The organism is Pseudoalteromonas sp. SWYJ118 (genome assembly GCF_015864505.1).
In the GTDB taxonomy this organism is placed as follows: domain Bacteria; phylum Pseudomonadota; class Gammaproteobacteria; order Enterobacterales; family Alteromonadaceae; genus Pseudoalteromonas; species Pseudoalteromonas arctica.
This window is the reverse complement of record NZ_JADYXC010000027.1, coordinates 1-15,073: the sequence shown is the minus strand read 5'-3', so window position 1 is coordinate 15,073 and position 15,073 is coordinate 1. Positions and strand designations below refer to the sequence as shown.

The following is a 15,073-nucleotide window of genomic DNA, read 5'->3' as shown; positions in this document are numbered from 1 at the left end:
GCATAAATAGTAATATTTATGCCCCCCAAAAAGCCCTCTGCTTCATGCCACTGGGGAATATGTCCCAAGTTGGATGCAACCAACTTGGGGCAATTTTTACAAAGACGGATTATCTAACTCTAGTATTAACGACATCGCGTCAAATGGAGTTTGCAAAACAGCTAACTTTTCGAAGTGTTGCTGTACACTTTTAGGTAATTGCTTAAACTTATACTCTGCGTCTAATTCAGATACCCAAGTATTTGAAACAAAGCTATCAATATCACCAATATCCTTACTTAATGTAACTGTTTTGTAAAAGTAACCTGCTTTTAAATAATTTTCGTACTGAACTTTCATGCAAGTACTCAGCGCAGAATAATGCATATAATCAATAGCTGTCTTTGTCATCTCTAAGCTAATACCATCATTTTGTAACTCAGTACTGCTTACTTTATTCGCATTTGAAAAACATTTATCCATCTGCTTTTCAAATGCGACTGTTGCTAGCTGTAGCTTTTTCTTCGCAAAAAAAACTTTATTATCACTGGCCACTGCGTTTGCAATGCAAACCAAAAACAAGCTGAACATACACAATATTCTAATCATTTTTACAACCATTTATCATTGCCTTCCAAAATTCTCGCTCTTTATAAGAACTACTATTTCTATAAGCACTATATGAAATTTTTTGTAGCTCATATCTTTTAATTTTTGACACTGAGGATAACGACTCAGCCATCAAAGCAAAATCTGTATTAGATATATTAAATTGTGCGACCAAGGCCCCATTACCTACAAAAATTGCAGCTAGACTACCGAAGCTTAGTGCTTTTGTAAGTTGATCTGTATGTCTAGTAAGTTCTCTAGCTTTATCTAAATACTCTAGATTTTTTTTAGAAAACTCCAATCCACTTAAATTTGGGCACTTAATTTTTAAACTCCTTTTAATGTCCCAAGTTGGTTGCAACCAACTTGGGGCAATTTTTTAGACTATAAGTCTTAATCCTTTATGTACACCAGCCAACTACTCACCAAATAGACGCATTTGATAGTACTTAAATCCGTTTCATTGGCGGCGTAGCAGTTCATTTTTCGCCAGGCATTTGCCCTACTAGCGCTAAACGAACATCAATCCCTTCAACTTGGAAATGAGGTACAATGTACGTACTTACTCTGTAATAACCAGGGTTACCTGGAATCTCTGCCACAGTTACTTTTGCATCTTTTAGCGGATGCGTAGCAATAAGAGATTCATCTGGGTTGTTCATTTTAGTTACTAATGCGCCAAGCCAATCATTAAGCTGCTGCTCTAATTCATGACGAGGTTTGCTTGAACCAATATTTTCACGTTGTAAAACTTTTAAGTAATGCGCAATACGCGATACTAAGAAAATATATGGTAAGCGTGAGTTAATTCTTGCATTAGCTGTTGCTTCATTTGTTTCAAAAACCTGCGGCTTTTGGGCACTATTAGCTGAAAAGAAACATGCAAAATCTGAATTTTTATAATAACTAAGCGGTATAAAACCTTGATTAGCAAATTCAAGCTCTTTAGTTTCAGAAATCAGTACTTCAGTCGGTATTTTAGTTTCTACACCTTTACCAGCTTCAAATGAATGCAGCGGAAGATTATCAACTTTACCACCTGATTGCGGCCCACGAATATTTACAGCCCAACCATTATCATGGAAACTACGGATAATGTTTGCAGCAAATGCAAATGTTGCATTACCCCATAAGTAACGCTCATGATGCTGCGCACTTACATCTTCTTGATAATTAAAGTTACGAAGTGGATTTGTCTCACCGTAAGGCAGACGTAGTAAAAAGCGTGGGAATGCTAAACCAATGTAACGAGAGTCTTCTGATTCACGGAAGTTTTTCCAACGAAGAAACTCAGCGCGTTCCATGTAAGAACCCAAATCTTGGATTTTAGACACTTCTTCCAATGAGTCTTTAAGAAAAAACTTAGGACCTACACTACCCATAAACGGACAATGCGCAGCTGCAGATACACGAGATATTTCTTGCAGTAACGATACATCGGGTGCCGAACAATCAAATTCAAAGTTCGAAACCATTGTAGATACTGGCTCACCACCTGGCGTATCGTAATCTGAGGTATATACATGCTTGTATAGTGCAGATTGCGTTGTATCTGGCGCCTCTTCAAAGTCATCTCTTAGAGTTTCTTTATCTACATCAAGCATTTCTATTTTAATATTAGCGTTGTTAGGCGTACGGCTAATTAAGTAGCGTAACGAGCGCCATGCTGATTCCATTTTTTGAAAATTTGGATGATGTAAAATTTGGTCTAACTGCTGAGAAATAATAATGTCTACTTTTGCGATGTAATCATCTAAAAGTAATTTATCAATTCGCGTTACTTCTTGACCGCTACTGCTAGCCATATCTAAAAATACATTTATAGCTGCTGTTAAGCGCTCATTTGCACGTGTTTCAGCTAGGTTGCTTGCATCTCTAAATGAATCAAGTTTGATTTCATCTGAAACTGGAGAAATATCAACCATTCCACATATATTTTCATAAGTAGATAAAGGAGCTTGCTCCGTGGTATGCGCGGCAACATTTAATTGTTCTTGCATTGACATGGTAATCTCCTTATTCAGTTATTGGTTGTTTTTCATCTTCAGAAGCCAGCGGCGCAATTTCATCCAGTTTAGCTTTTAATTCATCTAGCTCTGGTTGATTTTGTAATACACGCTCTAATTCTTTACGAAGTGATGAGTTATCTAATAAATTAGATTTAAGGTCGCGAAGTAAATTACGCATAGCCATCATTTTATTAAGCTCTGGCACTTGAGAAGCAACTGATTCTGGGTCAAACGATTTAAAAGAATCAAACTCAAGGTTTACGCTAATTTCGCCCTCACCTTTAATTTTATTTGCTACCTGAAAGTTCGCTTTAGGCGCCATATCTTTAAGCACTTGCTCAATATTATTTTTATTAATTGTTACGCGCTCACGCTCAGATAGTTCTTGGCTATTTTGACCATTTGAGTAGTCACCAATTACTAGCATTTTTAATGGCAATTCACTTTTTTGTGAAGCGCCATCTGTATCAAGCTCTAACGAAATATTGATCCGAGCTCTGGGGATCTCTTTTTGAAATGTATCACTCATGTTTTTTCCTTTGCAGTTTGGTTATCTACCGACTCAATTCCAATTAAACCTCGACATATTAGTCAAGCCCTTGTAACTAAACCCACGCTAATGCTTGTGCAGGGTTAGTTACCATCATTTGCTGACTAATATGTTTAGCAGCTAAACTCATTTCATCTTCTGGCGTTTGTGACAAACTTGCATAACACTGCTTGGAAAATCGCCATACTTCCATGCAAAAACATTGTTGCCATTGCGCTAAATCATGCGCTTTTATTTGTTTTAGTAACACCCCTAACAACGCTAAAGCATGTTCGTAATGCTCAGCTTTTATTAATAACTTAGCCTTTAATAATTGCGCTTGAGCTTTGTCAAAATCGTTTAAAATATTTATTTGATCGACTTTAATTAATGCCGTCGATAACTGCCCTTTTTCGACGTCTTGTATTAATTCGCTATATTGCTCATCAAACGCACTACTTTGGGAGCTAACAGACTCTGTTTTTGCAGAATGTGATAACTCTTTTAAAAACTCTTTATTTACAGATGAACATAACGGGCTTCCATCGTCATACTGTAGGGAAACTAAAGCAGGAAACTGCTCATTTAAATTCACTAATTGTTGTTCAAGCCAATGAACTAGCGGCAATTTATTTAATTTTTTTAATGCATTTAAACTAAGTACTTGAAGGTTTAAATTAAATTGCATAGCTCCTTCCATAAATAACCCTTCGGCTAAATTTAAAGCTTGTTCAGGTTGATCACTTGCCAATGCATTTTCAATTGGAGCAAATGCTGCAGCTCTTGGAGCGGGTAAACGCGTTTTTCCACTTTCGTTAGCGGGTAGTGCCAATCTTGTCCAACGTGCAGCTCGCGATAACTTTACTACTCGTTCAATGTTATTTTGTTCTTTATCAAAATTAAGTAGCTGCCTAACCGCACTTAAATACGCTGTATCTGAGGCAATATCAGCATTACCAATACTAACCTGGTTAGTAACTGGGGCTGGTGTAGTATTATTAGCTTCTGATTTTGGAGCAGTTACAACTGAGTTATCAGCTAATTTTTGCTCTGCGCTAATCGCTTTTTCTTCTTGCACTGGTGTCGCGACAGGCACTGGGTTTCGCTTTTCTTGTTCTTTAGCCCACTCATTCAAAGTCGATAAAGGACCAGATTCGTTATCTAGCAACCCAACACACTGCTCGTTGTATTGGGTTAAAGCAGCTATAAGCTCAGGCCATTGCTCAGCGTTTGTATTATGGCCTTGGGCAACACCTTTTAAACGCTCTTGCTGTTGCAAAAACCATGTATTGACTGCAGCGCGCATTCTCGCTTTGAAGGGATGAACCTCATCCGTATAAGTAGTCAACAAACGATTAAACAACAATAACGTATGTGTTAAACCTGTAACTCCAAACTCACTTGTTGCCGCAAGTGCTAAATAACTTACTATGCGTAAATCTTTACTTTGAGTGTTGAGTAAATCGGATGCTTGTATAAACATCACTTTAAAATCAACTTCCCCGACACCCGATGAAGACGCCTTTAATGCTTTAAACGTTTCTTCGTACTTTAAATCTTCTCCACACTTGTTCCCCGGTAGAGGAGCACTTAATGCTTCAAGCCATTCAATCCAGGTGGTATGTGTATGAGGTGTATTATTCATGACTTACACCAACGACGAAGTGCATCGTAAACACTCACGTTATCCATATCAGCAAAATTAAGTGTTTGTGAAGACGGCTGCTTTTCTACTTTTAAATTACATAGATCAACAATATCATTCGTTTTTTTATCGTATTCCCACACACTATTAAAATAAGACGCCGGAATAGGTCTACAAAAAATGGTTAAGCTTGGCGCTTGATTCTCATCACCTAACTGATAAAAAAACCAAGGCTGCCAATTATGATCTGCCACCATAGATGCAACTAAGTGCAACCAAAACCCGGCAACTAAGGCACTTTCATGACTAAAACTAGGCATTGGTAGGCGAATACCAAACTGACTTCTTAAACACCCTCTATTAGCGATAGATTTAAGCACAGCCGATAGCTCTTCAATTAAAATTGCTCTTTTAGCAATATCGTTCAGGCCTAAATGCTGCCAAAAAACGCTCATCGGAATAGTTCTAAGTTTATCAAGCTCTAGAGTTAAGTTTGGTTGCTGTTTAAGTGCATCAGCTACACGGTTATAATCTTGTGCTTTTTGCTCCATTTCATTAATACTGGCAGCTTGTTTAATATTTTCATTTACACCTAAAAGGTGCTCTATTACTTGGCTTGCAAATAAAAATAGAAAAGCCGGGTGACGCTTATATGTATCAAGCCCACTATGTACAAAAGAGCTAAATGGGTAAAACCGACCACTGCTATCTTTACTTGGCTGCAAAACGCCAAGTAAACCACCATCATCAGCATTGCCAGATATAAAGAACAACGACTTAGTTCCATTCAAGTGGCTTGTATCCGTTGTTTTTCTACCACGGTTTAAATGTGCAAAGCCCTCTTGCAACCAATGATCAAATCCAACCGATTCTCTAGATGAAATATTAAGCTTTACAAAGTCTGGTCTTATTGGTGTTTTACCCATAAAACCAAAGCTGTGTTGCTTAACCAGTGTCGGTGTTTTCTTTTTAGTAAATAAATTAAACATTGCTAGGCGGCCTATTGCATCGTTCGCGATTGCGATTGAGCCAAACTAGGGCTTTGCGAAAACAAAGAGCTTGGTAATGCAAACGACGTAAGCATGTATTTTGAAAATATACCGCTGTTGCGACCTGATTTAAGAGAAAACTGCACCGTTAACGGCTTTTCAGATTTATCTTTTAATTCCCAGGTTGCTAAAAACTCCGTGCCTTTAATCCATTTAACGTTGGCTGAGTTAAGTACTTTTAGTAGTGCCCAAGGCCCGTCTTGCTCGATAGAAATACGACGCCCTTTATTATCTAGACCATACAGAACCGCTTTTTCTGCAGCCCCTCGACCAGGCCACGAAAAATTACGCCATTCTTCAGGCTCATTACGATAACGATAACCTTGCTCACTAAAGCCTAGGTACGTTTCACGAATACCTCGGTGTGGAACCGGCATCATTTGAAAAGTAAAACCAGCACTATCAGCACCGCTAGAGAACAACGAACGAGTTACTTTATTTGCTTTAGTTAAACCATCAAGTAATTGCGCGCTAAAACCAATACCTACACCATTCCATTGTTTTTCTTCCCACACACCGCGGCGTACTTTCATAAATGGTTTGAGTTGGGTATTAATAAAGCTCCATAAAATCCCAGATTCAGAATTCAAAAACTCAGACACATCTGCTATAGCAGCATCAGGGCCTGTTAAGTTAAACGGGTATTTACCAGCTAAACTACTGTTGTACATAGTATAAACTTGGTTTTCCCATTCTTGATTAAGCTGAGTACGTGCTTTTGCCATGACAGTCGCTATACCACCGTGAAGTGGGGCTTTAAATAACTTATCTAGCGTTTCTTTAGTTTGAGGGTCTAATGCTCGGGTTTGGCTCTCAATAATAATCCACGAAGACTGCAATGCATTACTTTGGCTGTTACCTGAAAGCAAGTCCTGCGCAAATATCATTGCTTGAGCATCATCTTCATTACTCGCTGCCATAGCTTTAATGTCTGAATGAATGCTACTTAATGAACTAATGTACTGCCTTAAGTAATCAGAAGAGTTTTTATCTTCATTAGGCTGCGCAAAACGTCTTAAATCAGCAAATCGGCTTTCAAGCTCTGGCGCTCTAACCGTACTCATTTGAGTAATTGTGGGTGTATTTAAAGCTAATTTATTTGCAACATCAGCAGCCGTCTTACCTATTGAAGCCTGGCTTTTCAAAGGCGCGTCAGCAAGCGTAATATTGTCGTTAATTAGTTTCATTAAATCGTTAAAAGGGCCGTCCATCGATGAAAGGCGTGCAAAATCAATACTTGCATCGTTTAGATCTCTAAATGCAGGTACTTTTATGCTATCTATAAAAGCGAACCAGGTATTGCCGTAGTCTTTAAAGTAATATGCACGCATAGCCTTTGCCAAGGTTTCAGCTTGTGCTTCGTCAACAACATTTTGACCATTTTCATCGCTTGAACCCATAACCCAGTCACCTGAGAATACCAAACGTGAAATACGTTTAATCTCTGGGAATACATATTCCTGCCACCCTAAGTTTGTATAAACATATGGGATTTTATACTTACTTTTAAATACATCACGATTTTTAGAAATCATAAAATCGTTTAATAACAATGGCTTTTTACGTTCAGCAAAACTTGTAATTACTTGTTGATATAACGGGAAAGCCTCTGGCTGGGTATTTAAGTTATCGCGCGCGAGTGCTATTGATGTTTCGTTAGTTTGCCAAAATGCAATTTTACCTGGTTGCTCTATATCGCTACCCATATTTTGTAGGTACATATCAACTAAGCTACTCAGTTGTGTATAAATTGGCGCTTGCTCTTGTGCATTTATGTCTATATGAAAATGCTCAGCAATAAAATTAAGCAATTGCTCTTTAGCAAACTCCGTTGAAATATGCTCAGGGTTCGTACTCATCATTAAATGCATTTTTAGTGCATCATAATACTGCTGACGAATAGTTGCTTTTGCTTCATCTTCATTGTCAAACCACTGAGTTTCGTACTGCTTTATTTGTGCAAGTAGATGCTCTTCACCTGGGTAAGTAATAAGTTGATTCATTTGATTAAATAGTACATTTGCAACACTATTTAAGGTTTCATCACCTTCATAAATACCAAATATAAAATACCACGGAAGTGAATCTTCGTAAGTTTTAAGCTGACCATAGTGCTCAAATAAAGCTAGCGTAGCCGCGAGCTTTTGCTCATCTTTAGCCTTACTTACATTAGCTTCAACAACAGCTTTTACACGTGACTCACCTTGATTAAGTAATAGTTGATTACTCGTGTATGACGTAATAAGAAGTGCTGTAATTGCGGCAATAGATGCCAAGCCCGAAGTAACGGTTAAACCTTTTAACCAGCGTCCTACTAACCGTTTTTTTCTGTTTCCTCGCGTTAAATCCTGCAGCTTAAAAATAACATCATTAAATACGCGGTTAATAAAATAACTTTGAGTAATACTTTCTTGTTTTTGGTCAACTACAACCGCACCAAATTGATCTCGTACACCATTAGTAATGCGTTCAATAGGCGTTCCTTCTTGCGTACCCGATGTAAAATAAACACCAGCAAACCAAGGAACTTCTTGATACGGATTAGACTTAAACAGCAAGTTAACAAACTCAGTTAACTTAGTTGAAGCCGATTGAAATTGGTTAGGAAAATCTAGTATTAGTTGCTTACGATGCTCATTGCGCTCGCGTGCAACTTTACTTAATCGTTGCTCGCACAGTCGCTCATATAGCTCCTGCATACGAACTTCAAACATTTCCGCAGGATCATTTTTTTGATCTTCACTAATATCGAGTAAGTAAGCACCAAATACTTGCTCACGCTCTTTTTCAGATAAGTCGCTAAAAAAAGGTTCAAAACCACTTATTAAGTCAGTTTTAGTAAAAGTAATATATACAGGAAAGATAACGCCAAGTTGAGTAATTAGCTCCTCTATACGCTCACGTACTAATTTTACATGTTGACGGATTTCTTCACTGTCGGAAGTTAATACATCTGCAACGCTAATAGCCACCATTACGCCATTTATAGGCAGCTTTGGCCTGTATTTTTTAAGGAGCGCTAAAAATGACAACCACTCTTTGTTTTCTGACTGCTCAGTTGTGTAACGCCCTGCGGTGTCAATTAAAATAGCTTGATCTGAAAACCACCAGTCACAATTGCGCGTTCCACCAAAACCTTGGATATGCAATTCACTCGAATTAGAGTAAGGAAAATGTAAGCCCGAATTTGCAAATAAAGTACTTTTCCCTGTAGCCGAAGGGCCAATAATCATATACCAAGGCAAAGCGTATAAAGCGGTATTACCACGATAACCCGCACCTAAATGAGATGCTTTTAAAGACCCCAATGCTTCTTGCATTTTTTCTTTAATTTCGCTTAATTCAGCACTCGAACCGGCATTATGACTTGCTAATTCAGAAGCTAACTTATCGCCTGAGCGCTTAGTCCATAACCAACGAATAAAAATAAATAAAACAAAAACAGCGGTTACAGCACCCATCGCAATTAATTTTTTATCGGTAGTATCTAAACCCACCATGCGACCGGCAAACCACACAATACTCAAAACGGCTATAAAGCCAATAAGTTGACCCGTTGCACGCGATGATACCAAGCCCAATAAAAAATGAACTAAACCGCTTTTATTAACTCTTCCCTGCATTGTGTTACCTATCGTGTTTCGTTGGTTTTATTGAGCTGAGTCAGCACTTCAATTTGGTTGTCTATTACCTGAGTACTCTGCGTTGCTTGCTTATTAATTACATAATGAAATCCAGCAAATAATGAGGCAATAGAACCCAAGCAAATAGCCAAAATCACCCAATAAGGAATATTACGCCCCACCTTCATAGCAAACCCTTCTGCAGGTATACCGTTATCAGATAATTGAGAACTCGGTGTTCCTTTTATATCTTCAATTTGAGCTCTAACATCAACAATTAACGCTTTTAATTGCTCAATGCCTTTAACTTTGTAAATGCCTTCAAAGCCAAGCTGCAGACAAATATAATAAACCTCTAATGCAGCTAGCTTTTGCTCTCCGCCGGTACGCAACTTACCTAAACGTTCAAAAAATTCTTCACCAGCTCGGTTGTTACCAAAAAATTCAAGCTGTAGCGGTCGAGACATCCAATCCATTCTAAAATGAGCACCTGAACTCATAACAAATTCATCACACATAGCCGTAAGAGCAAACTTAACTTCTTGCATTAAACTTGTTGTTACCTGTTGCGAGTAACAATTACGCTCATAGTCATCAAAACTAGTTAGTAAATTTTCTCTAAACTCTTCAAGCTCTAAGTTAGTAGATTGCTTTAGTTTTAATGGTGTTAGCGCATTAATTACAGGCGAAATACACGCGACTAAATCTTGTTCTTTTTGTGCTTCTTGCATAATTTCAACTCAACGTTAATTACGTGCTACGGTAACAATTTCAATTTGTGCACTTTGCAATCCAAATGGTACAAATAGGCTTAATGATTGCTCTTCAATAATTTGCTGCCAAATGAAACCATGCGACTCAAGCCTGAAGTATTCATACCCACTTTTTATGGCCAGCTTATTCGGAGGTCGCTGACAATGCGTTAGTTGTACACCCGCTAAAGCAGATGAAATCATGATATCGAGCTTTTCGCTTGCTCCAACTTTTACTTGGTCACTAAATGTTTCAATCCATTTTGTGTCTTCAGATTCAAAATACACAGCTAAATAAAAGTCGTTATTTGTAAAAGTGGCAGAATCAATAGTGGCAACTTGATAAATAGCGTTAGAGGTTTTTTCAAGTTTCAAGCCCACCATTTTCTTAGGAACAACCCCTTCAAGTAAACGAGTTAATAGGCCATCAAGCTGACCGAATACATTACTTAAATTTTTATGCTGGTATGGTGGTACTTGGTTAACTAAATCGCTGTGCTCAAACATTGAAACTGAACTAATTAAATCAACAAGCTCACAATACAAACGTTCCGGATGAACCAATGACAAGTTTTTAAGATGATCTAAACGCTTGGCTGATGGAGCCATTGCATTAAGTAACAAAAATGTATTCATTTCATTTGGCCCAAAGTCAGTAACTGAGCCATAATTTTTACGTCTACTAAGCAGCACGTTAACTTTTGCATTAACTAAATTAGCAGTTCTGTTTAATAATTCAGTCAAATAAGCAGACGCACTAATATTTAATAAAGGAGGCACAAACTGTTTATTTAAAACAAATGATCCATCTTCCGAGCGACTTATTTTCAAACAGGCAATGGTGTCAAAATAAGTTTTTACATCTGAGTCAGACAGTAATATAAATTTAGGTTTTGCAACTAATACCTCACGACTACGCGACGCATCATGATTATCTTCTAAATCAATATAATCCGCTTCATATGCGCTCAATTGCCCACTCGCCGCATAACCTTCAATATTGCTAACTGTTTTATTTGCAGCAATAGCAATATAAATAACACTCTCTTGGTGGTTATTATCAAGCTCTAGTTTTAAATCATCTTGATGTTGACGATCGAAATCAAGCAAACGGCCATTTTCTAAAAGTAGCTTAAAACTGGTCACTTTTAATATGCCGCGAGCAAGTGCTGATTCATCAATAGCAAAATGCTGTAAACCAAATGCCAACGGTGATATTAGCGCTTGACGTACAACCTGATTTTGATCGTGATAATCGTCAAATAGTTGAAAATGTTGCTGGGCAAGCAAAACACCTTCAGCCCAAACGGGCTTTGCGGGAGCTTTTAAATTCATTACTCAGCCTTATCCACGCCAGGTAACTGAACTTCGTTATTGGTAACCAAAACATCTAATGATGTAGATAACTTAACAGGGCCATCTGCAAGCGGGTAATACGCTTTCCAGTTGTCTCCACTGCGGTCTCTAAATAAAGCCACAATAGCAACAAATCTTGCATTTTCAGCCTGTTCAAACTTAATTTTAGATTGTTCAGAAGGGTGAATTGTTCGCTCTTCTAATGTAATTAAACTATTAGCTAAAACTGACTTATCTGACTTCCATAATTCTTCAAACGTAGCTGTTTTAAAGGTTTGTATATCCGACAATTGATATACCTTTAAAACGACTGGTAACGCTTCATCAAATTGGTTTAAATTTAAGTTATCTGTTGCCTTAACATCTAAACTTACGTTAGTACTCATACAACCAGCTAACATTATAGAAAGTGATAAACCTATAATCGCATTTAAAATAAAGCGCATTTTTTACCTCAATAAATATTTTTATTTAAAATTAAAATTAGTTTTGCAAAGAGTAGCTTCATAAACTGGGCAAATAACTTTATTGAATCTTACATTCGCACAATCAGACCATTTATTAGTTTTAAAAAATCCGAACAAGGTCTTCTTTCTGCTTTTTTCTTGAGAATCAACTAGCAAAGACTGCGTAACAACATCATCTATAGACATAATTAACTTAGTATTTATTAGCGAAAGCTCTTTTATATAAACAGAAACATCACCGTTAATTAAAGTAACTTTTTCATTGCTTTTAGGAGGATTATTTAAAAAAAAGAAAAAGTGTTCTATAGAATTTTCAGAAAAAACGCGATGGGCAGGAATACCTACCTGATCTAGCAGCGAAGAAACGCTGGCAGTAAGTGACCAAGCTAAGGAGTACAAGCTATTTATTTGATTTATAAACTCTTTTTTATTCACAACATGCTCCTTGTCATCAGTTAAACTAAAAAACTCTTAGTCTAAGGCTAGTAATAAATCCATTTATTTGGCGCATAATACAAACACCTAACCGCTATTGTCAACCTATATAAGGTTTAAAATATTAGAATATTAATGCGATTTACGAATTAGAATAAACACTCTAAAAAACAGTTATAAATGAATAATACGCAATAAAACAAAACAATCCCCATTTATGAAACAATCAAAAAGATAATTCAATTTATTTTTAGAGTTACAATTATCCAGTTGATCATTAACACACAAAAAGGTATGTTTACGCCACTAATTTTACCGAGCAGGGATTGCAACGTTTTGACTAAATCTAATTTTTTTTTGAAGGTTAATGACAAAGACTTTAATGTTACTTACCTACATGGCTACGAAAAAATTAATAAAGGCTTTAGTTATTTACTCACCGTTGAATCTTCAGTAAAAATCAATACAGATATACTACTTGCTAATGCCAGTGTGATTTTTGTTAATAAAAACAAAAAATATCGAGAGCAATGCGGCCTGATTACATCTGTAACCAATATGGGTGTATTCAACAATCTACATCGCTTTAAAATAAACATTCAAGATCGATTATCCACCTTAAAAGACACCTCAAACAGTAAAGTCTTTATTACCGTAAACGTACAAGATGTATTAAATTACTTAGCACAAAAAGCAGGTTATTCATCAGGACAAATCGTTTTTAGGACAAGCTCCGCCTTACCGCATTTAAAGCAATGTGTGCAAGCAATGGAAAGTGACTGGGCCTTTTTTAATCGCTTGATGTCTCAGCATGGTCTTTTTTACTGGATTGAAAGTGAATCAAACACCGAAACACTTGTTATAAGTGACAGCAACCTCAATAGCCCCTACTTAAGTACGGGTGTATTAGAAGTTAAAGCAAACGCGGGGATGAACGCCCAGTACTGGGGTAACTTTGTCGGCTTTATGCACAGTGAAGTAACACAAACCTTATATAATAATGCAGCGCAAAGTAATGCCCATGGACAATTTCAAAAAGTAGCCAGTAACAGTCAATCTTTTTTCGAGCCTGCTGCAAACTCAGACGCCGAAGCATCAGCGCAAACACAAAGCTTTAGCAATGCATTAGCCACACACAATAAACTGGTTACGCTTACGGGTAATGTATCTGATGTATTTGCAGGCTGCTCAATTTCGCTTGACGATAATATGGGGTTTGCTAGTGGTGATTTGCTATGCATTGCAATAGAGCACACCCTTAATCAAGCAAATGACGAAAGCAGCCATGAAGGTGAAACGCACTATCACTGCGTAGCGCAATTTATAGAGCGAGGCACACCTTACAAAGCAATGCCGGAGCCTCATACACCTAAGCCTATGGTATTTCCAGCAACCGTAGAATCTCTCACAAGTAATGCATTTGTAGATGAACACGGCCAATACCGTATTCGTACCGAGTTTGATAAAACAGCTCGCCCAGTAATTCAATCAAGCCCTGCACTAAAAAAACTAGCGCTATATGCTTGTGAAAATCAACCTCAAGCCACTGGCTGGCACTTTCCACTCGTTGGTGGTTCTGAGGTACTTATTGGGTGTATTAATAACGACCCAAATAATACATTTATAATGGGTTTTGCACTAAACGCCGACCAGCCAAGCGTAGTTACAGCCGCTAACCCAACGCATAATCGCTTATTAAGCGCAGCGCAAAATGAACTCATGTTTGATGACGATAAAGATGTACCCAAAGTCATCTTACAAACACTCGCCAGTGAGCACTATATTGAATTAAATGCTATAAAATCAGGCCGCCAATTTATTCAATGGATAAGTCAACTCGGTACTATAAATTTACACGCAGGGCGCGACCTGTGCCTTGAAACCGAACAAAACAATGTTCAGTTTGTTATTAAAAACAATCAATTTATTGATGTTAAAAATACCGTATCGCAAACCACAACTAACAACCATGTAAATTATCAAAGTGGTGGCAGCCAGGCGTTCAGTGGTAAAAATGCAACCCTTACGAGCGAGAATGAAATATCACTCCTCACCGGACGTGCAGTAAAAGTGCATGCACAGAGCGACATACTCCTTAAAACCAATAACAGCGACTTAAAGCTTAATGTACCTACTGGCTCTACGTTTTTACAAACAAACAATAATATAAGCATAACGGGTTCTGGTAATGGCGATTTAATTATTCACAACGCGGGCGGCGAGATAAAACTCGACAGCCAAGGCAATGTTGATATTACCGCCACTAACGTACTCACACTCGATGGCACATTTATAACCTTTGATGGCCCGGTTGATTACGACATAACCAGCCCACAAACATCCAGTAGCCCAAGCACCGCAAGCCCTGTCGGTATTAGCCAAGTGACTGCGTTTGATTTGGGTGACAATACGCTATCCGCAGGTTCACTCGCTCAGCTTGAACTTGAATATCTTTATGATGATGGTTCACCCGTTGATGGTATTGACTATATCGTTATAGATAATGAGGGCATTGAACATACCGGCTCACTGGCAAACGGTGTAGCCACCTTGGCTAATTTACCGCAAGGTAAAAGTGATGTTTTGCTGCGCGCAACCACTCAAGCTGATGAGCAACAAC

Annotated in this window: 12 protein-coding genes; 1 reads left to right on the top strand and 11 read right to left on the bottom strand. The window is 37.8% G+C overall.

Annotated elements, in window-relative coordinates:
- Window positions 1–96: 96 nt before the first annotated feature.
- From I6F48_RS18635 to I6F48_RS18585, 11 genes are all read right to left on the bottom strand, one after another.
- A complete protein-coding gene (locus I6F48_RS18635) occupies window positions 97–588 on the bottom strand; it encodes a hypothetical protein (protein ID WP_165729454.1) in 492 nt (163 codons plus the stop codon).
- A complete protein-coding gene (locus I6F48_RS18630; protein WP_197120038.1) occupies window positions 581–889 on the bottom strand; it encodes a hypothetical protein in 309 nt (102 codons plus the stop codon). Before I6F48_RS18630 ends, I6F48_RS18635 begins: the two co-directional genes overlap by 8 nt.
- A 178-nt stretch (window positions 890–1,067) precedes the next feature.
- Entirely contained in the window at window positions 1,068–2,594 is a 1,527-nt protein-coding gene (gene tssC / locus I6F48_RS18625) for a type VI secretion system contractile sheath large subunit (protein WP_024594497.1), read from the bottom strand.
- 10 nt (window positions 2,595–2,604) lie between these two features.
- Window positions 2,605–3,126 (bottom strand): type VI secretion system contractile sheath small subunit, encoded by a 522-nt coding sequence (tssB, locus tag I6F48_RS18620; protein ID WP_165729453.1) that lies wholly within the window; start codon window positions 3,124–3,126, stop codon window positions 2,605–2,607.
- 76 nt (window positions 3,127–3,202) lie between these two features.
- On the bottom strand, window positions 3,203–4,771 hold the full coding sequence (locus I6F48_RS18615; RefSeq protein WP_197120037.1) for a TssA family type VI secretion system protein: 1,569 nt from the start codon (window positions 4,769–4,771) through the stop codon (window positions 3,203–3,205).
- A complete protein-coding gene (gene tagF / locus I6F48_RS18610) occupies window positions 4,768–5,760 on the bottom strand; it encodes a type VI secretion system-associated protein TagF (protein ID WP_007584486.1) in 993 nt (330 codons plus the stop codon). The genes I6F48_RS18615 and tagF overlap by 4 nt, the downstream gene beginning before the upstream one ends.
- An 11-nt stretch (window positions 5,761–5,771) precedes the next feature.
- Entirely contained in the window at window positions 5,772–9,443 is a 3,672-nt protein-coding gene (gene tssM / locus I6F48_RS18605) for a type VI secretion system membrane subunit TssM (protein ID WP_197120036.1), read from the bottom strand.
- An 8-nt stretch (window positions 9,444–9,451) separates the two neighbouring features.
- Window positions 9,452–10,174 (bottom strand): type IVB secretion system protein IcmH/DotU, encoded by a 723-nt coding sequence (gene icmH, locus I6F48_RS18600; RefSeq protein ID WP_007584493.1) that lies wholly within the window; start codon window positions 10,172–10,174, stop codon window positions 9,452–9,454.
- Between the two features lie 15 nt (window positions 10,175–10,189).
- On the bottom strand, window positions 10,190–11,530 hold the full coding sequence (tssK, locus tag I6F48_RS18595) for a type VI secretion system baseplate subunit TssK (protein ID WP_165729450.1): 1,341 nt from the start codon (window positions 11,528–11,530) through the stop codon (window positions 10,190–10,192).
- Entirely contained in the window at window positions 11,530–11,997 is a 468-nt protein-coding gene (gene tssJ, locus I6F48_RS18590) for a type VI secretion system lipoprotein TssJ (protein WP_197120035.1), read from the bottom strand. Before tssJ ends, tssK begins: the two co-directional genes overlap by 1 nt.
- Before the next feature lie 21 nt (window positions 11,998–12,018).
- Window positions 12,019–12,453, bottom strand: coding sequence for a hypothetical protein (locus tag I6F48_RS18585; protein WP_165729448.1), 435 nt, complete (start codon window positions 12,451–12,453; stop codon window positions 12,019–12,021).
- 336 nt (window positions 12,454–12,789) lie between these two features.
- Here I6F48_RS18585 and I6F48_RS18580 point away from each other — a divergent pair.
- Window positions 12,790–15,073, top strand: a 2,284-nt coding sequence (locus tag I6F48_RS18580) for a type VI secretion system Vgr family protein (protein WP_197120034.1), incomplete at its 3' end; no start/stop codon positions are given.